At 66.5% G+C, this 19856-nt stretch carries 22 protein-coding genes and 1 tRNA gene; 19 read left to right on the plus strand and 4 right to left on the minus strand.

The genetic code is table 11. The annotated features are described in order from the left end of the window. The first annotated feature begins 263 nt into the window (after window positions 1-263). From ACQPWZ_RS19025 to ACQPWZ_RS19040, 4 genes are all read left to right on the plus strand, one after another. The gene (locus tag ACQPWZ_RS19025) at window positions 264-587 is read left to right on the plus strand and encodes a hypothetical protein (protein WP_433571943.1); all 324 of its coding nucleotides are present in this window, start codon (window positions 264-266) and stop codon (window positions 585-587) included. Between the two features lie 1201 nt (window positions 588-1788). After that, window positions 1789-2826: a ComEC/Rec2 family competence protein gene (locus tag ACQPWZ_RS19030; protein ID WP_433571944.1), complete on the plus strand. Its 1038-nt coding sequence runs from the start codon at window positions 1789-1791 to the stop codon at window positions 2824-2826. 496 nt (window positions 2827-3322) lie between these two features. Beyond that, window positions 3323-3757, plus strand: coding sequence for a hypothetical protein (locus ACQPWZ_RS19035; RefSeq protein ID WP_433571945.1), 435 nt, complete (start codon window positions 3323-3325; stop codon window positions 3755-3757). Between the two features lie 1290 nt (window positions 3758-5047). After that, window positions 5048-5638, plus strand: a complete 591-nt coding sequence (locus ACQPWZ_RS19040) for a hypothetical protein (protein WP_433571946.1) — start codon at window positions 5048-5050, stop codon at window positions 5636-5638. A 346-nt stretch (window positions 5639-5984) separates the two neighbouring features. Here ACQPWZ_RS19040 and ACQPWZ_RS19045 read toward each other — a convergent pair whose 3' ends face one another. After that, the gene (locus ACQPWZ_RS19045) at window positions 5985-7025 is read right to left on the minus strand and encodes a DUF1152 domain-containing protein (RefSeq protein ID WP_433573838.1); all 1041 of its coding nucleotides are present in this window, start codon (window positions 7023-7025) and stop codon (window positions 5985-5987) included. 135 nt (window positions 7026-7160) lie between these two features. Here ACQPWZ_RS19045 and ACQPWZ_RS19050 point away from each other — a divergent pair, with 135 nt between their 5' ends. The 13 genes from ACQPWZ_RS19050 (at window position 7161) to ACQPWZ_RS19110 (ending at window position 15726) form a co-directional block, all read left to right on the plus strand. Then, a complete protein-coding gene (locus ACQPWZ_RS19050) occupies window positions 7161-7901 on the plus strand; it encodes a GntR family transcriptional regulator (RefSeq protein WP_313945138.1) in 741 nt (246 codons plus the stop codon). Between the two features lie 284 nt (window positions 7902-8185). Then, window positions 8186-8629, plus strand: a complete 444-nt coding sequence (locus tag ACQPWZ_RS19055) for an ATP-binding protein (protein ID WP_433571947.1) — start codon at window positions 8186-8188, stop codon at window positions 8627-8629. Between the two features lie 99 nt (window positions 8630-8728). Next, window positions 8729-9457, plus strand: a complete 729-nt coding sequence (locus ACQPWZ_RS19060) for a GntR family transcriptional regulator (RefSeq protein WP_433571948.1) — start codon at window positions 8729-8731, stop codon at window positions 9455-9457. A 130-nt stretch (window positions 9458-9587) separates the two neighbouring features. Then, a complete protein-coding gene (locus tag ACQPWZ_RS19065; RefSeq protein ID WP_313945135.1) occupies window positions 9588-9938 on the plus strand; it encodes a hypothetical protein in 351 nt (116 codons plus the stop codon). A 5-nt stretch (window positions 9939-9943) separates the two neighbouring features. Then, on the plus strand, window positions 9944-11284 hold the full coding sequence (locus tag ACQPWZ_RS19070; protein ID WP_433571949.1) for an FtsK/SpoIIIE domain-containing protein: 1341 nt from the start codon (window positions 9944-9946) through the stop codon (window positions 11282-11284). 80 nt (window positions 11285-11364) lie between these two features. Then, window positions 11365-11976, plus strand: a complete 612-nt coding sequence (locus ACQPWZ_RS19075) for a DUF2637 domain-containing protein (RefSeq protein ID WP_433571950.1) — start codon at window positions 11365-11367, stop codon at window positions 11974-11976. A gap of 17 nt (window positions 11977-11993) precedes the next feature. After that, the gene (locus tag ACQPWZ_RS19080; RefSeq protein WP_433571951.1) at window positions 11994-12206 is read left to right on the plus strand and encodes a hypothetical protein; all 213 of its coding nucleotides are present in this window, start codon (window positions 11994-11996) and stop codon (window positions 12204-12206) included. Then, window positions 12176-12367: a mobile element transfer protein gene (locus ACQPWZ_RS19085; protein ID WP_433571952.1), complete on the plus strand. Its 192-nt coding sequence runs from the start codon at window positions 12176-12178 to the stop codon at window positions 12365-12367. Before ACQPWZ_RS19080 ends, ACQPWZ_RS19085 begins: the two co-directional genes overlap by 31 nt. A gap of 10 nt (window positions 12368-12377) precedes the next feature. Beyond that, complete coding sequence (locus tag ACQPWZ_RS19090; RefSeq protein ID WP_313945130.1) at window positions 12378-12572, plus strand: hypothetical protein; 195 nt, start codon at window positions 12378-12380, stop codon at window positions 12570-12572. A gap of 16 nt (window positions 12573-12588) precedes the next feature. Further along, complete coding sequence (locus ACQPWZ_RS19095) at window positions 12589-12885, plus strand: SpdD protein (RefSeq protein WP_433573839.1); 297 nt, start codon at window positions 12589-12591, stop codon at window positions 12883-12885. 153 nt (window positions 12886-13038) lie between these two features. After that, a complete protein-coding gene (locus ACQPWZ_RS19100) occupies window positions 13039-14361 on the plus strand; it encodes a replication initiator (RefSeq protein WP_433571953.1) in 1323 nt (440 codons plus the stop codon). Further along, window positions 14354-14566: an excisionase family DNA-binding protein gene (locus ACQPWZ_RS19105; RefSeq protein WP_433571954.1), complete on the plus strand. Its 213-nt coding sequence runs from the start codon at window positions 14354-14356 to the stop codon at window positions 14564-14566. Before ACQPWZ_RS19100 ends, ACQPWZ_RS19105 begins: the two co-directional genes overlap by 8 nt. Next, complete coding sequence (locus tag ACQPWZ_RS19110; RefSeq protein WP_433571955.1) at window positions 14566-15726, plus strand: tyrosine-type recombinase/integrase; 1161 nt, start codon at window positions 14566-14568, stop codon at window positions 15724-15726. Before ACQPWZ_RS19105 ends, ACQPWZ_RS19110 begins: the two co-directional genes overlap by 1 nt. Before the next feature lie 51 nt (window positions 15727-15777). Here the strand turns inward: ACQPWZ_RS19110 and ACQPWZ_RS19115 are convergent. Continuing rightward, window positions 15778-15851: transfer RNA gene (locus tag ACQPWZ_RS19115), tRNA-Gly, on the minus strand. Window positions 15852-16382: 531 nt separating this feature from the next. Between ACQPWZ_RS19115 and dcd the strand changes: the two genes are divergently transcribed. Together dcd and ACQPWZ_RS19125 are read left to right on the plus strand one after the other, a co-directional pair. After that, window positions 16383-16958 carry a dCTP deaminase gene (gene dcd, locus ACQPWZ_RS19120; protein ID WP_340474301.1) on the plus strand — a complete coding sequence of 192 codons (576 nt, stop codon included), beginning with the start codon at window positions 16383-16385 and terminating at the stop codon, window positions 16956-16958. A 3-nt stretch (window positions 16959-16961) separates the two neighbouring features. Next, window positions 16962-17459 (plus strand): phosphoribosyltransferase, encoded by a 498-nt coding sequence (locus ACQPWZ_RS19125; RefSeq protein ID WP_327682046.1) that lies wholly within the window; start codon window positions 16962-16964, stop codon window positions 17457-17459. Between the two features lie 86 nt (window positions 17460-17545). Here the strand turns inward: ACQPWZ_RS19125 and ACQPWZ_RS19130 are convergent, their stop codons facing one another. Together ACQPWZ_RS19130 and ACQPWZ_RS19135 are read right to left on the minus strand one after the other, a co-directional pair. Then, window positions 17546-18427 (minus strand): Yip1 family protein, encoded by an 882-nt coding sequence (locus tag ACQPWZ_RS19130; protein WP_433571956.1) that lies wholly within the window; start codon window positions 18425-18427, stop codon window positions 17546-17548. Window positions 18428-18601: 174 nt separating this feature from the next. Then, a complete protein-coding gene (locus ACQPWZ_RS19135) occupies window positions 18602-19810 on the minus strand; it encodes an FG-GAP repeat domain-containing protein (protein ID WP_433571957.1) in 1209 nt (402 codons plus the stop codon). Window positions 19811-19856 lie beyond the last annotated feature (46 nt).

Consider the following 19856-nt stretch of genomic DNA (forward strand, 5'->3'; position numbering starts at 1 on the left):
GAGAACTGAACCGCTGTTGACCGCAGTTCGCCGCACCATCTGGTGCCCTTCTGGTGCGAGGGCGAGTGCGATCTGCCGTGTCTGGGTGACCGGGCGGCGACCTGGCCCCGGATCCAAGGTGCCCGCAGTGACCACCACTGGTTCCGTTCGAGTCACAGAAGCATGAGTAATGAGCTAGTCGGCAGACTGCTGAGCGCGGCTAATTCACATCAATGCTTGCCAACTCCTGACCAAGCAGCCCAAGAGCGGCCATGCTGTGCTGCATGGCAGACCACCTCAGCCCGTACCTGACGCAGACGACTCGACCGCGGATGTTCAGCCGGCCATGGCACCGGTATGCCTGGGCCGTTGTCCCGCTCGTCAGCATGTCGGTCCTCGCCTGTCTCCCCTTCATCGTCGCTTCGTACCGGCACGTTGTCGGGTGGCGGATCGCGGCTGTGTACACCGTCCTGAGCGCGACCGTCCTCGGCTTCGCCATCGTGCAACCCCAGGTGAACGGATGGTTCGCAGTCGCTGTCTGGGCCTTCATCATCACGACAGTCGTGCACGTCCTGCTGCTTGACCCGAGGAAGCCGCAAGAGAAGTAGGCCGCCTTGCGCACCTAGTCACCATCGCTGGCAACTCGCGCTCGAGTACCTCACCGCCCTCGGCCGCCTGCACCGAAGAAATTGTCAGCGCTGATCAGCTCTGATCGGCCCAGGGACTCACAGCTGCGTTCTCTGCCAGTACAGGAACCCTCAGTTGGCCGCCAGGATGCCGAGAGGGCTGCCCGGGACGCTGGCAGTGCACGTCAGCACTCGTACCTCCACCGGTCCTTCGCCACGCGCCAGTGGTCACGTGATCGAAGTTTCGCAAACAACTACCCAAGGTCGGACCGATGCTTCAACATGTGAGTGCGGAACGTTTGCCGCCCCACCGGCGACTCTCCTGCCGTGGGAACGTCAGTTCCCCAGACGACAGGCACTGGCTTCGAAATGTGAGGTCCTTTGTCCGGACTGGGTTCTAGCATAGGCCACCTATTTGACGGGTATAGCCGCAAAGCACGTCTCACTCCAGCGCTCATCGGCGCCTTTCCGGCGATCCTTGTATGCCTTGCCCTGGCGCCCACTCTAGTTAATTGGAAAAAGTTGTGGCTCTTGGTGGTAGCTAGCGGGGCCGTGATTCTTGTGGATCAGCTAGTGCGGGATCGAGGGCGCGCTATTCAGCCGGACCTTTGGGCTTCCTGGGGCGGCCCTCCGACTACTCTGGCTTTGCGGCACGACGGCGCAAAAAATCAAACTCTGCTGGCCCGCCGACACCAGAAAATCGGCAGCCTTCTAGAGCTAGCAATGCCTTCCAAGAGACAGGAGACTCGAAATCCAGCCAGGGCGGATGAAGCCTACGAGGTCGCCGTAAGGTATTTGATTTCTCAGACCCGAGATACATCGCAATTTCGACTCATTTTTCTCGAAAATTGCCACTACGGATTCAGGCGCAACATGCTTGGGATGCGCACCATCGGCCTGTCGATCTCTTTGGTTGTTTGTGTCGCAGGAGTAGCAGGAGTGGTCGCTTCTTATTACGGACTACTCATCTGGAAACCAGGGTTTGCCTTGGTGGCATGCGCCAGCCTAGGGTTGGCGTTTTTCTGGTGGCGAATTGTGAACGCCGAGTGGGTTAAGTCGGCAGCTAACGACTACGCTGAACGCCTCCTTGACGCTTTGGATGTACTACCACTTTCTCCACAGGAGAACCCTCAGGGCAATAGTCCCTCCAGCCAGCCTTAACCGAAGCGACAAAGGGGGCATTGTGTACGAGGTCGACTTCCTTCCGGTAGAGAGTGAATCAGGGCCAGGGTCAAAGAGTGGTGACGCCATCACACTTCGCTTCACTGTAGAAGCCGAGCAGAGAAACGCTGTGGTGGTGATCGATGGGGGATTTTCACATATTGGCGAGAACCTCGCCGATCACATCGCCAAATACTACGAGACGGATGTTGTAGACCTCGTAGTTTCCACCCATCCAGACGCCGATCACCTCAACGGACTGTCCACACTGATCGAAAAGGTGCAGGCGAAAGAGCTGTTGATTCATCAGCCTAGGCTGCACACCTACGATGTGAGCGATTTCAGCAACTTGGAGGCATTGGACTCGCTTATCGCGCTTGCCAAATCTCGTAATGTTCGCATCGCTGAACCATTCACCGGCTTGAGTCGATTTGGTGGACAGTTCTCAGTGCTCGGCCCCACACGCTCCTACTACGAGGAGCTCCTCGAACAGCATCTCGCAGAGGAGCGGAGCGGCCTGTCTCGCGCCTCCAAAGCTAGTTTCAGCTCGGTGGTTCGAGGCCTACTCTCAAAGACACTCTCTTACCTGCCGATTGAGACGCTAAGTGACGACGGAGAGACGAGCCCTCGGAACAACACCTCCGTAATCAGTCTTCTGCGCGTCGGGACGGATAGGCTTATGTTCACGGGGGATGCGGGAATTCTGGCTCTCGAGGCAGCGTGTGAGCGGTATGAGCGAACCATCGGCGACTTCTCAGTCGCACCTCTTAGCTTTTTCCAGGCACCGCACCACGGAAGCCGCAGGAATCTTGGACCCACTGTGCTCGACAGGATCCTTGGCGAACGAGGGGCATCATACTCTGATGTCACTTCATTCATCAGTTCAGCGAAAATCTCGGAAAAGCACCCGTCGCCCAAAGTGGTCAACGCTCTGAGTCGAAGAGGCTGCCAAGTGTTCGCAACCGAGGGGCGTACTATCACGCATTGGAATGACGCTCCTACACGGCAGAATTGGACGACGCTAACCCCGTTTGGTCCCCTTGCTGAAGATGACGACTAGGCGAAAGCTAGGAAGGGCGACAGCACGGGCGGCGGAGTCTCAATGACCGAGTCAAGCCGGAGACGCTCCTCCGTTGAAGGCCCCCCGGCCGGCCGCAGGATTTGAACCTGTGGCCTCATCTTTGTCAGGTCGATCACACGGGTCCGCCAACGTCGAGCGACCGCCTCCGTGCCTCGACCGATCGTTCACCGAGATCCGGCCTCGACCGCTGCCGTTTCGGCTTGTTGGTGTCAGCCGCCGCGCACGGTCTTGACTAGAGCTGTCTCATCCGATCGCTGTTTGGCTGGGATCGGAGGTCGGATGCTGAGGCGGGGTCCGGGAGTGCGTGTGGCAAGGTATGCCGACAGCTCACGCCGGCCATGCCTCGCAAGGGAGTCCGACCCATGGTTGCTTCACGGGTTACGACATCCTGCGGCGACGCCCGGAGGGCGGACTGCTGACTGCCGGGCGGAAGCATCCCCCGTCCGGTTCCCATGCAACATCGCAGGAGTACCCCGTGAACGGAAAGCGTCGCAGATTGCTGCTGGCTGCTATCGACCCCATGCTCGAGCCCGGAGAGCAGGTCGAGGTGGCGACCATCGTGAACCTGAGTTCGGTCTCGGTGCGCCGGACAGCTGTCTTCGGGGCAGCATCGGCGATCATGAGCGGTGGTGGGATGGCCGTGATCCCGACGCCGACCCCCATGTATCTGGCCATGACCGACCGCCGCGTTTTCGTCTTCCGGGCGAACCCGACTTTCGCCCGGCCGGAAGAGCATTTGATGACGATTCCGCGCGCCGGTCTCGTTCGCTCGGTGGTCAAGGAGCGCGTGCTCAACTCATCCTTCGTCGTTTCCTCGCCGGACAATGAGCAGGGCTTGAAGATCGTCTTTCCGCTGGTGAGTCGCAAGGATCGGAACGCGATAGCGGCTGCCCTGCCCCTGGGAGGCTGACCGCCCCGGACGCGGGCGAAGTCGAGTGGTCGGGTGGCTGTCATTGCGGGGCGCTCGGCCACCGTCCCGCCCGATGCGCGGCGCAAGCCCAGAGCCTCTTCCGTCCAGTGAGCAGAAGGGGCTCTGGACTGTTCCTTCTCTACCCGCGGCAGGATCCGAACCTGCGACACCCGCTTTAGGAGCGAGGTGGAGTCGGTGGTGCCCTGACCTGCTGCTCGCCGATAGCAGGCCCTGGCAGCGTTGGTCGCCATTGGCGACCACAGCTCCCCGTGGTTCCCCGCCCCATCTGGCGCGGTAGTGGCACGAAGCTCGTGAGCCATAGCCGGCGGCCGTGGACTGAGTGCAGGTCATCAGGTCTCTCCGGGGGTACGGACGCCCGCGCTGCAACCTGGGCGTGTCTGCTACTGGTTGGCGACTTGGGACGACGGAGCGCTTACTGTCCGCGTTACTGCCGCTCGAGCCAACCAAATGGCGTTGAGCACGATCAGTGATGTGATCAGGTCTTGAACTTGCGGGAGCGCACCCCAGAGGACGCAGACGATCACGCTTATCACCAAGACCGACTGCTGTGTGCGAGTTGACAGCCAAGGGGCGACACGGGGGACACTCAACATTGGACCTCCAAGGTTCGTTGCCCACCCTGCCGCTCTCGTTTGGAAGCCAGCGCGGTTCGGGTGGGCTCTTTCGTGGTGGCTCCATGGTGACGTGTTGGGGCTGGCCAGGGGGCAGGGGAAGGGAAGTTGCTCGCGATGCTCGTCGAGTACGCCTTCATCGCAAGCAACTTGGCGCTACCCTTGGGGTGTTCGAGCCGTACGGGTCGCTGACCTGCGGCTTCGCGAGATGTGTGGGCTTATATCACTCACCACTGACAATCCCGGTCTCCCAGTGCCAGGATCTCGGACCCTTTGCCGGAATTGTCGGAAGTCGGCTTTGCTGGGTCTTTACTTTGCACGCTGGGGAATGCGTAGTCTGGCTACGACCGACGACGTGTCGAAGCGTTCGCAGCGACCGTATTTCGACTTCCTTCAAGATCGTGAAACCTCCCGTGAAACGGGTCGGTGGCGTCCTTATGGGTTGAGTCCCCCTTCTGCTGAGGTCGTCAGTAGCCGAAGAAGTGACGCATGGCCTCGCTGACCTGCGGCCTCCTGAGCGGCCAACGCTGTGACCTGTGGCTTAGCCGTCGAAGGTTGTCAACGTTGGTCGCCTTCGGCTGACCTCGGACGGCCCGCGTAATTTCGCTCTTCTGGCAAAGCCACTCCGAAGGTGGAGCGGTCCCACTAAGTTTTCGGCATGGATCCGAAGATCACGACAGCTGTCGTGACTGGGGCGGCCACGATCGCAGCCGCGGTGCTGGTAGCGATCTTTCAGTTCACAGGCAAGTGGCGTGAGGAGCGTCGACTAGCCCGTATCGGAGTGGCTGAGGCGGACGCGCGTATCGCCACGTCGTTCGTTCAACTAATGAGTCGCGCCCACGCTCGGGGCGAGCCCGTAGTGACGGACGGGTCGTTCCTTGAGGCTCTGTTGCAGACGGGTCTTCTTGCAGATCAGTTACGCGCAAATCTCGGTGCTCAGGTACAGGGGTCGCTCGATGTGACCGCGCTGCAGCGAGTCGACATGATTCTCGACGCGGTGCAGATTCGCACCCCGGCTGTGGGTGCAGCCGAGCAGGAGGCGGCGATGCAGGCAGTGGTCGCCCTCGGCCTTCAGCACAGCTTTCTCACCTATGCGGCTCTGACTGGCCTTCGGGACCGCCATGCGTTCAAACCCGTATGGAACTTTAATGAAGCTGAGAAGGCGCTGAAAGCCCGGATTGCATTCGATGCGCGCAAGTTTCGGCCCCGTCGTCAAGACCGCCCCAGCTACTGGTTCGCACGGGGATGACGAGAACTTAGGTCGGTGTAGCGGCTTTGGGCGGGAGCTGCCATGGGGCGAGAGATCATGGCCCCTTACGCTGACCCGCGAATCGGGCTGGCTCCTCGCCTGCCCGCAATTGCCCGATCGGGGCCATGATCTTGGAGGCTCGCCCCATGGTGGCTGCCTAAAGCCGTGGAGCCGACCGCCCCAGCCACATCGGGCTTCCTCCACCGTCAACCCTTCGCCGTTTCGGCGTGCGGCCGGCGGTCGGGTGGCCGTGGGGCGAAGACAGGAGCGGCGGCCCGGCCGACGGGCCGCGCGCTGCCGCGCTTGCGCGGCAGAAGCGCCTTGAACCCGTGAAGAAAGTTGTTACTCAGGCGGCCGGTGGGATGTGCCAGAGCGGGGCTTGGTACTGCTCCGGCCGGTTGCTGAGCAGGAGCGCCCTGAGGTCCTGGCGCTGCTTGCCATTGAGGCCGAGTGCTTCGGTGAGGCGGCGAAACGTCGTGTGCGTGATCCCGCGGGTGCGGGCTTCGGCTTCGAACTGGCCGAGTTGGCGGAGCGTCGTCTCCGGGTCGAGCTTCTGCTCTGTCTGGGTACCGAGCCAACTGGCCTTGTTGCGCTCGTAGTCGATCTCTGAGTAGCCGCAGATTTCGCGGCTTTGCTGTTCGACCTCGTCGAGGGTTTCCGTTGTGAGAATGGCGCGGGCGAGCTCGTTGCGGGTGAGCGCGTCGTCCAGGTCGGCTTCGTGGACGGTGGGGCCCTGGTCGGTGAGCGGGACGGGTAGGCCGGCGTCGCGGACTTCGCAGAGGCCGCGGACTCCTCGGGCTGTCGCGGCGAGCATGGCCGTTGCTTCCGAGGGGTGCCATTCCAGCACCGAGCTGACCGGCTCAACGTGCTCAGCCGTCAGGGTCAGAAGAGTGGGGCCGGTGCGGTCGCGTAGGTCCTTGGCTGGGATCTCGCCGTCCAAGCCGGGGCCTGCGACCAGGAGGCGTACGGCTGCATTGACTTGGCAGCACGCCGCGAGAGTGAGAGCGTCGGCGAGTGGACTGCGCAACGTCGGCTCGTCACCGCGGGCGAGGATATCGCCGCCGACGTCCAGGAGGTCGATCGACTCGGGCTCCAGTTGCTGGATGAGTTCTTCGAGCTGGCGTGTGATGCCCTCGGCTCCGTGGTGCGGGTCGATCAGAGCGAAGGTCTGCGGGAGCTCCGCAGCGAGGCGCGGGAGTGTCGACCCTGCGGGGGCCACTGGACGTGCATCGCCGGGTACGACCTGGACGCTTCTGGTCAGAGGGCGCAAGCCGGTGAAGCTCGCTGGGCCTCGTGGACCCGGCACTGGATCGATCAGGAGGCGGTCCCACGCGTAGGTGAGAACCACGGCCGGCCCCTCGGTGCCATACAGGGCGGCGTCGAGCATTGCGGCGGCGACTGCGTCGCCCCCTCCACCTGCTGCCACGATCAAGCGCGTCACCCGCGTCAGCGTACGGGTTACCCTGCTGGCCACTCACCCTATAGTGGCTAGAGGTAATAGCCACTTAGGGAAGGGGCTCGGATGCCGCAGATTGAAGAGACCCAGCCCAAGTACCTGCAGATCGCGCACCACATCCGCGATCAGATCTTGCGCGGTGACTTGCGGCCGGGAGATGAGGTCCCGTCGGAGCGGCAACTTGCGACCGACTGGAAGGTGTCGCGACCCACGGCCGCCCGGTCCCTCGAAGCGCTGAGCCATCAGGGCCTCGTCGAGAAGCGTCAAGGCTCGGGCACCTACGTTCGCGGGCTTCAAGTGAACCGCCGTGCCCGTGAGTTGTACGGTCGGGCAAGACAAACGGGCAAGATCTACACGCCAGGCGAGTACGCGGTGATCACTTCGGCCGGGTGGCTGGAGGCTCCTGAGCACGTTGCTGAAGCCCTGAGTCTGGCGGCCGGCAGTCGAGCGGTCCACCGTCGGCGAGTGACGAACAACGAGGCAGGGCCGATCACGCTGTCCACTTCGTGGTTCGGTGCCGAGGTCGGCAACCGTGCACCAAAGCTCCTGGAGCCGGACCGTATCCGCGAAGGCACGCTCATGTACGTCGAGGGCATGACGGGCCGGCAGGGCAGCTACGCGGAAGACCGTATGTGCGCACGGGCAGCGACTGATGAGGAAGCGGCTGACCTCAAGTTGCCTGCTGGGTCGGCCGTGTTGATTGTGCACCACGTCGTCTATGACCTGCAGGATCGCCCGCTGGAGTTCGCCGAAGCCACCTATCCGCCGGGGCGTTGGGCCTTCGAGCAGGGCTACCCGATCACCTGAAAGTCGCTCCACTGTTGGAGAAGCGCTTGCGCCTCTCAAGTGGCCAATGCCACTATCCACTAAGTGGCTAAGGCCACTTAGTGGAAGGGGGCACGACTGTGATCCACGAAGGTGCTGGATTAGCGCGCTCCGCGCATGCGCCTTGCGTTGCATGCCGGGGACAGGGTTGGAAGCGCGTTGGTTCTCGCTCCGCTCTGGCGCTCTCCGCTGCCGATGGTCGCGTTCGTGCCACGTCCAAGCGGCGCTGTCTCGACTGTGACGGCACCGGTAGGGAGTAGAAGCGCATGAGTGGTGTCGCTGAAGGTCTCGCCGACCCGGGTCCAGAGCCCGTTTCGATCGGCCGCATGACGTTGTATCCCGAGCCCGAATCGGTCTCTCGCGCCCGTCGTTGGTTCCGGAAGTTCTTAGACCCGTACGGCCTGGCATGCTCGCTGGACGACTGCGTCCTGATGGTCTCCGAATTGGTCACCAACGCGATCCTCTACGGCGAGGCCGAGGATGCGTGGCGGGTGCGCGTCGAGTGGTGGCGCGTAGGGGAAGCGTTGCGGGTCGACGTGCACAATCCCGGGTTTCCGGCCCATGTGCGAATGCGGCAACCCGCCGCCGACGAGGCGCATGGGCGAGGGCTTTGCCTGGTGGATGAGCTGTCGGACTCCTGGAGTGCCGGACCGAGTCCGCTCGGAGGGACAGTGGTCTCATTCGTGGTCGCCGGCGCTTGGAAGCACTGAGCCGTTGCCCACAAGTAGCGCGCCGAGGGTGGCGACTGTCTACTCACGTGAGTAGGTTGGTTGACAAGTTGACTTGGCGGATTCCGGCTAGGCGGGGCTATGGCGTACGAAGTGGCTGCACCGAAGTACGTGCGGTTGGCGCAAACGCTCCAAGCTCGAATCGAGGACGGGACCTACCCGCCCGGTACTCGTGTGCCCAGCGAGAACCAGCTCGTCCAGACCTTCGGCATGTCCCGCCCGACGGTCGTCCGAGCCCTTGAACTCCTCAAGCGGGATGGCTGGCTTGAGTCGCGGCAGGGGTACGGCACCATCGTGCGCGGCCAACGGGAAGCCGTCGAGCAGAAGGACCGGCGCGGTCGCGAAGCGCTGGAGCGCGATGAGTCCCAGGCCGCGGGCCGCCTCGTCGAGGTGGGAGAAGTGCCCGTGCCCCCGCGTTTGGCCTCGCTGCTCGGCGTCCCAAAACGGGGCAAGGTTCTCGTACGGCGACTGCTGATCGAGGATGAAGGGGAACCGGTCGAGCTTGCCTCGTCGTACTTCCCGGCAAGTCTCGCCGACGGTACGGACCTTGCCGGCCCCGCGCCCATTCAGGGCGGCCTTCGCGAGCACCTGGAGTCGAGAAGGCGTGTGCGCTTCGACCACGTGACAGAGCGCGTTTCCGCTCGACTCGCGACCAAGGAGGAGGGAGACCTCCTCGGCATGGCTGCGGGAGACCCGCTGCTCAGCGTGCTCGTCGTGGCCTTCGATGCCTCCGGGCAGGCTCTTCAAGTGACCGATGTGCTGCTGCCGGCGGACCGGCAGGAACTCGAAGACACGTACCGGCTCAGCTGAGATCCACCCAACTGATCTGCGCTGTCGGCCACTTGAATCACTTGACAAGTCAACCTGGCATCCCTAGCTTCGAACTTGCTAAGTCAACCTGTCAGGTGTTGGCGGGTGTCCACACAGAGGAGAAATCTCAGTGCGAATGATGCGAATCGACGCCTCGACGGCGACGGTCCTGTTGACGGAGTCTCCGGCGCCGAAACTGCGCGACCGGCAGACCGGTGAGATCGCCAAGGACGCCGTGACCGGCGAAGCTCTGATGACAGTCGGCGTCGTCTACATCGACCAGGGGGAGTCCTCCCTGATCGCGGTGACCGTTCCGCAGAGCGGCGTCACGGAGGGGCTCGCCGTAGGTGCGCCCGTCTCGCTGCCGGGACTGGTTGCTCGACCGTGGGAGAGCATCTTCAACGGTCAGGCCCGTCACGGCATTGCCTTCCGTGCGGCTGCTGTCGCCCCCGGCGCCTACCCGGCTGGGCAGGAGGGCTGATCCCCGTGGCTGACCTGGTGACGCTCGCCGAACTCGGCGGAGCATGCACGGCCGTTGGTGGGGTGGCCTACGCCCGCAAAGCGCATCCCTCGGTCTACTGGTCCATGGTCGGCCTTCCCGTCTCGACGGCGCGGCTGCTGGTCTCGTACGGCTCCACCATGGACGCGTGCGGACTCACGGTTCCACCGTCCCGACTGCGGGCGCTCGCCCTAAGGACAGCCACTCGCCGCGAGGTACGCCCGGTCCCTCCCCGTCGTGGTCTGGTCCGCCCGACCGCGACGGGGCTCCGGGTACGGCTCCGCCTTGCCCCGGGGCAGGAGCCGGCGGACGTAGCTGCCTCATGCGAGCGGCTGCGGCACGCCTGGGGCGTTCACGCCGTCCATGTCCGGAGCATCAAGCCGGGAGTGGTCGAACTGCGGCTCGTCGGCTTCGACGTCCTACGGGACGTGAAGATGCCACGCCACACGGAGAAACGGCTTCTCTCCGTACCCGTAGCTCTCCGGGAGGACGCGACCCCGTTCGTGCGCGACTACCGGGCGATACCTCACCAGCTGGTCCTCGGGGCCACGCTCTCGGGGAAGTCCATGTTCCTTCGCAATCTGCTGGCGGCGCTGGCTGCGCAATCCGTGGCGCTCGTCGGCATCGACTGCAAGCGCGGTGTGGAGCTCGCTCCCTTCGCGTCTCGGCTCTCCGCCCTGGCCACGGACCCGGATGAGGCTGCCGAGCTGCTGCCGGTACTCGTGCAGGAGATGGAGAACCGGTACGACCTGATCCGGGCCCGTCAGAGCATTGCCCCTGGCATCCCGGACGAGGAGATCACCTCCGACATCTGGGGCCTGCCCGACGACGAACGGCCGGCTCCGATCGTGCTCTTCGTCGACGAGGTGGCGGAACTGTTCCTCGTTGCCACCCGCAAGGACGAGGAACGACGTGACGAGATGGTCACCCAGCTCATCCGTCTCGCGCAGCTCGGGCGGGCCGCGGGCATCTACCTGGAGGTCTGCGGACAACGCTTCGGGGCCGAGCTGGGCAAGGGGGCAACCATGCTCCGGGCCCAGCTCACCGGTCGCGTCTGCCACCGAGTGAACGACGAGGCATCGGCGAAGATGGCGCTCGGCGACATCGCTCCTGAGGCGGTGTACGTCGCCTCCGCCATCGCTCCCGAGGCGCCGGGGGTCGCGGTCGTCGGCGATTCGTCGGGCGGCTGGTCCCGCATTCGTACGCCGTACCTCTCGCTCGCCGACGCTGCCGTTGCCTGCCGTGAGTCGGCCCATCTCGCCCCACACATACCGGCGCTGGAGCCCTTCCGGCCGTACGCCCCGGTCGAGCTGGTCCCCGCCGGCTGAGCGCTCTGTTCCCTCGGTTGGCGCGACCGCCTCGTGCCAAGTCCCTACCCCGCCATGCCCAAAACCGGAGGAGTCCTGCCGTGCGCGCGCTGCCTGTCCGTGTTGACGCCGTACTGATCCAAGCGGTCATCGCCGCCGCGCTGTCCTTCGCGCATCTCCATGACCTGGCCGTGGCAGCGGGCCAGGACGGCTGGAAGGCGTGGGCCTATCCGGTCAGCGTCGACCTGCTGATGGTCGCTGCCTGGAAGCGGCTGCGGACGGGGGAGTCGAGGGCGGCCGGGTGGTCATGGTTCCTGGTGGCCATCGCGGCCAGTCTCGGGGCGAACGTTGCCACTGCCGGGCTTCTCGACCTGGACAACGTCCCGGCTTGGCTCCGCATCACGGTGGCCGGTTGGCCGGCGGTCGCCTTCCTCGGCGGCACCCTGCTCGCTCACGGGCCGAGTGACCGTACGGAAGCCGTCACGGAAGCGGACTCGCTGCATGCGGTCGAGCCGGAGTCACCCGCGCTACCTGCGGCCCCGGAAGCGCCCCGCACCACTGCCCAGCCCCCAGCGGCTCTCGTCGACCATGCCCGAAAGGTCGCGGCCGAACACCTCACCCGTACGGGATCTCCGATCGATACCGCCACCCTTCGCGCCCGGCTCGGCGTTCCGATGCCGCTCGCCGAGGCCATCGCCGCCCAACTCAGCTGACCGACAAGGAAATGCCGTTGCGTCCGTCCACGCTCCGCACGCTCAAGCGCGCGGCCGAACTGACCCGCCAGAACCGTTTCGTTGAAGCCGTGCTCCTCGCCGAGCCGGTGATCCTCAGCGCCGACGAGCAGGAAGCCGGCGAGATCCGCCGATGGCTCATCGACCACACCGCCGAACTCACCCAAGAAGGGACCCGCTCATGCCCACACAGCCGCGCTTCCGACGAGTGACCCGCGTCGGACCGGTCCAGGTCGGCACCTACTACGACGGCCGGGGCCGTGAGAAGCACACCGCCGCCTGTACGGCTCCGCGCTGCGGCTTCTCTACCGACTTCGACAGCCGCGCTGCCGCCGAGTTGGCGGCACGTACACACCGCTGTTCCGTCCGCTGAGGAGCTTCCAGTGACCGTCAGTCTGCCGCTCGTCTTCGTCCTCGGTGTCGTCGCCTGGGCCGCAATCAAGTTCCTCGGCATCCGCCTCTGGGTCGCTGTCGTCGTCGCCCTCTTCGGCTTCTGGCTCTCCCAGACCTTCCTCGCCCCGGCGATCGAGTCCGGCACGCGCTCTGGAGTCGACGTCGTCAACGGCACCAACAAGTGAGAGGGGAACTGCCGTGCTGCTCCGCCCCAAGATGCCCGACGCTCCGCCGGTCCCGACCGCGCACTTGATCACTTCGGAGCTGCCCACCGAACGGCCTCACTCCGCCCCGCGTGCCTGCCGCCACACTCCGGCGGCCTCCGCTGCGCGACCGGTCGTCCCGTACGTGGGCCTGGGCGTCGGAGCCGTCGCCGCCGTACTCGTGGTCGGCGTCGTGCTGACCGCGCTGCTGGCCACGGTCGCCGTAACGGCCGTTTCCGTCTCCATCGCGGCCCTGGTGCTGCGTTCTCTGCTCGGTCGCGCGCGAGCACGCTGACCGGCCTGCCGGGGCGGCCTCGATACCGCCAAGCATCCCGCCGCCCCGGCAGGCACCGACCCTCCCGACCACTGTCGAAAGGACAGCTCGATTACTACCGGACACACTCCACCGCCGCTCAAAGACCTGGGCGGGCTCGCAGCACTCGGCAATATGCCTGCCCTCGTCCGTCAACTACGCGGCCTGGGTGGCTGCACGAGCCCTGTGCGCCTCGACGGCCACCGCACCGAATACGAACTCAACCCGCGAACGGGTGAGATCGGCCGGGTCCTGCACCACCTCAACTCGGTAGAGCTCCCGGCCGGCCGTCTCCTGGTTCGCTGCAACAACCGCCGGGCGACTCGATGCGCGGCCTGCGCAGAGGTCTACCGCCGGGACACCTTCCAGCTCGTCACGGCCGGCCTGCGGGGCGGTAAGGGCAACCCTGACACGGTCGCCCAACACCCCAGGGTGTTCGCCACGTTCACCGCGCCCGGCTTCGGGGCTGTTCACAACCGGCCCACCGATCGGCGTGGAACCGTACGGCCCTGCCGGTGCGGTGCATTGCACGACCAGGACGACGACCTACTCGGGGTGCCCCTGGACCCGGCGACGTACGACTACGAGGCCGCCGTCCTGTGGAACGCCCACGCGGGCATGCTCTGGCGACGCTTCTCCATCTACCTGCGACGAGAGATCGCCAAGCGCGCCGGGCTAACTCAGCGCGACTTCCCCCAGGCCGCCCGCGTCTCATTCGCCAAGGTGGCCGAGTACCAGAAGCGCGGCGCGGTCCACTTTCACGCAGTGATCCGTATCGACGGCCCGGACGGCAGCCACAGCTCACCTCCGCCATGGGCAACGACCGACCTGCTCACCGACGCGATCCGTGCCGCTGCTCGCAGTGCGGCCGTCAATGGGCCTGTCATCGACCGTCGTCCGCACGCCTTCGGGTTCGGTCGACAGCTCGACGTGCGCCCCATCAGCTCGGCCGACTTCGACGGTCCGGCCGAACTGACCGAACGCGCCGTGGCTGCCTACATCGCCAAGTACGCCACCAAAGGCGCTGAGGCGGCGACCGGCACCCTGGACCGGCCGATCAAGTTCCTGGCCGAGCTCGCTTACGCGCGCATCACCGACCACGCCCGGCGAATGATCCAGACGGCCTGGCAGCTCGGCGCGCGCAAAGACCTGGCTGAGCTGCGACTGAGGGCGTGGGCCCACATGCTCGGCTTCCGCGGCCACTTCTCGACCAAGACGCGCCGCTACTCGACCACTCTCGGAGCGCTGCGCAATGCCCGAGCCGAGTGGAGGCGTGCCCAGGCACTCGCGGCCATGCCCGAGGAACTGCGCTCGATCGACGTCGACCAAGACGAGGAGACGACGTACGTCGTCGCGCACTGGGCCTTCGCCGGCATCGGCCTCACCCGCGGCGAGGAGTGGCTATCCGCCTCACTCGCCCCTGCCCTCGGTACGGAAGGAGAACCCACCCATGGCTGAGCGGCTTCTGACCGTCGCGCAAGCCGCTGAGCGGCTGGGCACGAGCGAGCGTTTTCCCCGTCGCCTGATTGCCGAGCGGCGCGTGACCTTCGTGAAGGTCGGTCGACATGTCCGCATCCCTGAAGGCGCTTTGGTGGCCTTCATCGACGCCAACACCGTTCACCCCGTTCGCCGTCGCCGCTCGCGCTACGGGAGGGCCGCCTGATGGGTAACAAGAAGGGAAGCCGCCGGCGTTTCGGCTCGGTCCGTCAGTACCGGTCCGGGCGTTGGACCGCTAGCTACCTGGGTCCGGACGGGCAGGAGTTCCGCGCGCCCGAGACGTTCGAAACGAAGAAGGATGCCGAGGTCTGGCTCTCCCAGGTCGAGGCCGACCTCACGCGTGGCGACTGGCAGGACCCGGACGCAGGAGCCGTGAACTTCAAGGAGTACGCGCTTCAGTGGGTCGATGAGCGGGGCCTGTCCGCCACCACGGACGAGCTGTACCGCCGGCTCCTTCGGCTGCACTTACTCCCCACCTTCGAGGGCCTGGACCTCGATGAGATCACCGCGCCTCGCGTTCGCACCTGGCGGGCCGATCGTCTGGCGAGTACCGGTGCCGCCACGACCGTTGCCAAGGCGTACCGCCTGCTGAAGGCCATCATGGAGACCGCGGTTGATGACGAGCTGATCCGGCGCAACCCCTGCCGTATCAGAGGAGCGGGCAAGGAGTCTGCTGCCGAGCGGCAGATCGCCACCGTCGACCAGGTCGACGCGCTCGCTGATGCCCTCGGGCCCCGCTGGCGTCTGATGGTCTACCTCGGTGCGTACGGTCCGATGCGACCGGAGGAACAGGCCGAACTGCGCCGCAAGGACGTCGACCTGGACGCCATGACCATTCGGGTCCGCATGGCCGCGCCCGAGCTGGCCACCGGCCGCCGAGCTCCGGGCGACACGAAGTCCGAGGCGGGCAAGCGATTCGTGGTCCTGCCGGCCTTTCTGCGGACCGACCTTCGGCGGCATCTCGACTGGTACGCGGAGAAGGGACCGGATGGACTGCTGTTCGTGGGGGAGAAGGGCGCCCCGTTTCGGCGCACCTCCTTCGGACGGAAGTGGCGCAAGGCCCGCGATCTCGTCGGCATGCCGGACGGCTTCCGCTTCTACGATCTCCGTCACACCGGGCACACCCTGGCGACGCGATCGGGAGCCACGCTCAAGGACACGATGGTTCGTGCCGGGCAGTCCTCGGAGAAGGCCGCGTTGATCTATCAGCACTCGGACCTCGACCGGCAGCAGGAAGTCGCGAGCGGGCTCGATGAGCTTGTGCGGGCCGCCCGGCAGAAGGGCCGCGAGGGGCCTTCTGGTGCGGATCTGGTGCGCGACGCCTGATCCGGTCTAGACAACAACAAAGGCCCGGGTCTATGACCTGGGCCTTTTCCATGGAGCGGGTGACGGGAATCGAACCCGCGCTCTGAGCTTGGGAAGCTCATGTTCTACCATTAAACTACACCCGCCTTGCGGACCGTGATCGGTCCCGCAGCGTCGCTCACTCTACCTCATCGCAGGCCCCCGGCGAATGACGCCGCGGGGCCTGCGTGGCGTTCGTCGGTCCGGGGTGGCCCTGGATGCGGCTGCGGGGCGCGGGAGTTGGGGCGTACCGTTGGAGTCGCCTTCTGGTCGGAGTGCCGCCCGCAGCGTCGTCCCGTACATCCCCTAATGTGGTCGTTCGTCCGCATTCGTTGGGGAAGGGAACCGATGGACTTGATGGAGCGCACCGTCGTCCGCTGTGCCGAAGGGCATGTCTTCAGTACCTCTTCGTTCCCGATGCAGCAGCTCGGGAACGCCCGGATCGGGCCCGGGCGGCTCATCCGTTGTCCGCGGTGTGCGCGGCTGCGGAGCGTCGTGCCCGTGGAGTCGGTCGAGCGGTAACCGCAGACAAGAGGACAGCAGAGGACAGCGGAGGGCAGCGGAGGACAGCAGGGGACAGCAGAGGCGCGCGGGCTGCCGGGTGCGGCGGGGTCGCGCGCTCTGCGTATCCTCGGGGAGTGCTTCTCTCAGACAAGGACATCCGGGCCGAGATCGACGCCGGGCGGGTCCGCCTCGACCCGTTCGACGAATCCATGGTGCAGCCCTCGAGCATCGATGTGCGGCTCGACCGCTACTTCCGGGTGTTCGAGAACCACCGGTACCCCCACATCGACCCGGCCGTCGAGCAGGCCGATCTGACGCGGCTGGTCGAGCCGGACGGGGACGAGGCGTTCATCCTGCACCCCGGGGAGTTCGTGCTGGCCTCCACGTACGAGGTCATCTCGCTGCCCGACGATCTGGCCTCGCGGCTGGAGGGCAAGAGTTCCCTCGGGCGGCTCGGGCTGGTCACCCACTCGACCGCCGGGTTCATCGACCCCGGGTTCTCCGGGCACGTCACGCTGGAGCTGTCGAATCTCGCGACGCTGCCGATCAAGCTGTGGCCCGGCATGAAGATCGGCCAGCTGTGCCTCTTCCAGCTCAGCTCGTCGGCCGAATTCCCGTACGGGAGCGAGCGGTACGGCTCGCGCTACCAGGGGCAGCGCGGTCCCACCGCCTCCCGGTCGTTCCAGAATTTCCATCGGACACAGGTGTGACGCATGAGTGACGTACGAGAGAACCTGACGTACGAGAAGTTCGGTGGCGCGGTCCGGGAGCTGGCGCAGACCATCGCCGACGACGGGTACGAGCCCGATGTCGTGCTGTCCATCGCCCGCGGTGGCGTCTTCGTCGCCGGCGGGCTCGCGTACGCGCTCGACTGCAAGAACATCCACCTGGTCAACGTGGAGTTCTACACCGGGGTGGGCACCACCCTGGAGATGCCGGTGATGCTCGCGCCGGTGCCCAACGTGATCGACTTCTCGGACAAGAAGGTCCTGATCGCCGACGACGTCGCCGACACCGGCAAGACGCTGAAGCTGGTCCGCGACTTCTGCGTCGACACCGTCGCCGAGGTGCGCAGCGCCGTCATCTACGAGAAGTCCCACTCGCTCGTGAAGTGCGAGTACGTGTGGAAGCGGACGGATGACTGGATCAACTTCCCCTGGAGCGTGGAGAAGCCCGTCGTCCGCCGGGCCGGTCAGATCCTCGACGCCTGAGCGGTCGGCAGGAGGACCTACGGCCGCAACGGAAGGAAGGGCCCCCGCCGATGCCGGCGGGGGCCCTTCTCCGTGTGCTCAGCGGGTCAGATCGTGCCCAGCTTGATGATCGAGAGCAGCGCGATCAGCTGGATCGCCGACGCCCCCAGCGCCTTCGGCCACGGCAGGTCGTGCGACTTGCTCACCATCGAGGTGAACAGGGCCGCCGCCGCGAGCCAGGTCGCCCAGCCGAGGATCTGGACCAGGGAGTTCTCGCCGCCCAGGAAGAGGGCGAAGACCAGCCGTGGGGCATCCGTGATGGACATGATCAGCATGGAGAGGCCGACCGTCGGCTGCCAGGCGCCGTCGCCGCCGAGCTGGCGGGCGAGGGTGTGGGTCACGGCGCCGAGGATCAGGCCGCCGATCACGAACGCGACGGCCGTGGTCAGGACGTACGGGATCGCCGTGGAGATCGTCGCGTTGATGGTCTCTTCGCGGGCCTTGTCGAAGCCGAAGATCGCGAGCATGCCGTAGAGGAACGTGACGACGATCGCCGGGCCCCAGACCGCGTAGTCGCGCATCTGGAAGAACGTCGCTCCCGGGCGCAGCACGATGCCGCTCAGCAGCTGCTTCCAGTGCAGCCGCGGACCCGAGGGGGCGGCGGGGGTGTTGCCCGCCTGGTAGGTCGCGCCGTGGCCGTACGGGTCCTCGTTGACGCTGAACGCCTGGGTGTGACCAGGGTTGTTGGCGTACGGGTCACCCTGCGGGCCGCCCTGGTGCGGGTGCTGCTGGTACGGGTCGCCGAAGTACTCCGGCTCGCCGTACGGTCCCTGCTGCGCGCCGCCGCCCGCATGAGGCCACTGCGGCCGCTGCTGCTGTGCGTACGGCGGTGCCCCACGGCCTCCTCCGCCGCCGTAGGGCGGTGGTGCCTGCGGGGGTTGCTGCTGCGTGCGGTTGTCCCGGCCGCGTCCGATCCTGAATCCAGCCACGTATTCGAACGTACCCGGTCCGGCGGCGCCGGGTGGAGCGGAGCGGGATCGGGCGGGCCTTTGCTGCTGAGCTGTGACATCCCCTAAGGGAACCCCGGGGGGTCAGCCGGAAGGGCTTCGCGGACCTGCCGGGCCCCCGCGCCGGGGGCCGCCGCAGAGCCCCTGCAGGGGGCCTCAGCGCAGGAAGACCGACGTACTGAAGGTGATCACCGGCTTCGTGCGCCCCGCCGTGTACAGCGCCACCACGTCCGTCCGCCCGCCCCGGTACGTCGTCCGCGTCACCAGGTCGGGGCGCTTGTCCCCGTCGAAGTCGGCCGTGCGCAGCAGTTCCGTGATCGGAGCCCCGCCCGCCGGGGACGCCGGGGATTCCGGCAGCGGCAGGGGCTCGGTGCGGTACGGGCCGCCCGCGCGGCCGGGGCCGTCCGGGCCGCCCAGCAGGAGGGTGCCCTCGGCCGCCGTACCGGGCCGGGGCGCGCGGGCAAAGACCACGAGGTCGTCGTAACCGTCGGCGTCGGTGTCGGGGCCCGTGGGCGGGGCGGACAGGGCCGGACCTGCCACGGAGACGGTCGCTCCGGCCGCGCGCGGGGCGCCGGTACGGGAGAAGGGACCGCGCAGGAAGCCGACCTGGAAGCCGGCCCCGCGCGCGGAGGCGGTGACCGCCAGATCCGGGCTGCCGTCGCCGTCGAAGTCGCCGCAGACGGGGTGGTCCGGCGGTGCGTCGCCGAGGCGCGCCTGCTCGGGGATGTGCAGCGCGACCGGCGTGCCGGACAGGCCGGTGGGGGAGCCGAAGAGCAGGTGGAGCGCCGCGGGCGGGCGGTCGGTGCCGTCGTACGGAGGGGTGTCCGTGGCGATGACCAGGTCCGCGAAGCCGTCCCCGTCGAGGTCGCACGAGGCAGCGGCCTCGAAGGCGGCGGGGGGCCTGCCCGGGACGGCGGTGGCGTGGGCGCGCGGGGTGAGGAGGCGGCGTACGGCGGGGTCGAGGGCGTGCGGGCCTGCGGTGCCGTAGACGATGCCGATGCCCGCGTCGTCGGGGGCGCCGCCGTTGCTCCTGCCGTCGGCGCGGCTCTCGCCGGGCGCCACGACGAGGTCGTTCAGGACGAGGTCGCGGTGGCCGTCGCCGTTGAAGTCGTCGGGGAGGCGGCTTCCTCTGCCGCGGGGGACCGGGAGCAGGTCGCCCGCCGTCCGCCCGGCGGGGGGCGGGGCGTCACCGTTCTTGGCCCCCGCCCCAGCACCCACCCCGGCACTGGTCGGGTCGGCCGGCTCCGCCGCGGAGGTACACCCGGACGTCCAGCCCGCCACCAGCAGGACGCAGAGGCCGAGCGCGCCGAGCGCGGACGTCCTGTGCGCGCCGGAGGGCCGGTGCGTCCTGCGTGTCCCGGTCACCGTCCCACCGCCCCGTGCGTCCGCACAGCCAACCGCCCCGTTCGTT

This window comes from Streptomyces sp. CA-251247 (genome assembly GCF_050952975.1).
GTDB classification, from domain to species: Bacteria; Actinomycetota; Actinomycetes; order Streptomycetales; family Streptomycetaceae; genus Streptomyces; species Streptomyces achmelvichensis.

What these genes read in the sequence shown, in the direction of transcription:
- ACQPWZ_RS19085 (WP_433571952.1), top strand. Translation starts at nt 12,176, where the DNA reads ATGCCCACACAGCCGCGCTTCCGACGAGTGACCCGCGTCGGACCGGTC.
- ACQPWZ_RS19045 (WP_433573838.1), bottom strand. Translation starts at nt 7,025, where the DNA reads ATGCTCGACGCCGCCCTGTATGGCACCGAGGGGCCGGCCGTGGTTCTC.
- ACQPWZ_RS19055 (WP_433571947.1), top strand. Translation starts at nt 8,186, where the DNA reads ATGAGTGGTGTCGCTGAAGGTCTCGCCGACCCGGGTCCAGAGCCCGTT.
- ACQPWZ_RS19125 (WP_327682046.1), top strand. Translation starts at nt 16,962, where the DNA reads ATGAGTGACGTACGAGAGAACCTGACGTACGAGAAGTTCGGTGGCGCG.
- ACQPWZ_RS19025 (WP_433571943.1), top strand. Translation starts at nt 264, where the DNA reads ATGGCAGACCACCTCAGCCCGTACCTGACGCAGACGACTCGACCGCGG.
- ACQPWZ_RS19110 (WP_433571955.1), top strand. Translation starts at nt 14,566, where the DNA reads ATGGGTAACAAGAAGGGAAGCCGCCGGCGTTTCGGCTCGGTCCGTCAG.
- ACQPWZ_RS19060 (WP_433571948.1), top strand. Translation starts at nt 8,729, where the DNA reads ATGGCGTACGAAGTGGCTGCACCGAAGTACGTGCGGTTGGCGCAAACG.
- ACQPWZ_RS19040 (WP_433571946.1), top strand. Translation starts at nt 5,048, where the DNA reads ATGGATCCGAAGATCACGACAGCTGTCGTGACTGGGGCGGCCACGATC.
- ACQPWZ_RS19105 (WP_433571954.1), top strand. Translation starts at nt 14,354, where the DNA reads ATGGCTGAGCGGCTTCTGACCGTCGCGCAAGCCGCTGAGCGGCTGGGC.
- ACQPWZ_RS19050 (WP_313945138.1), top strand. Translation starts at nt 7,161, where the DNA reads ATGCCGCAGATTGAAGAGACCCAGCCCAAGTACCTGCAGATCGCGCAC.
- ACQPWZ_RS19100 (WP_433571953.1), top strand. Translation starts at nt 13,039, where the DNA reads ATGCCTGCCCTCGTCCGTCAACTACGCGGCCTGGGTGGCTGCACGAGC.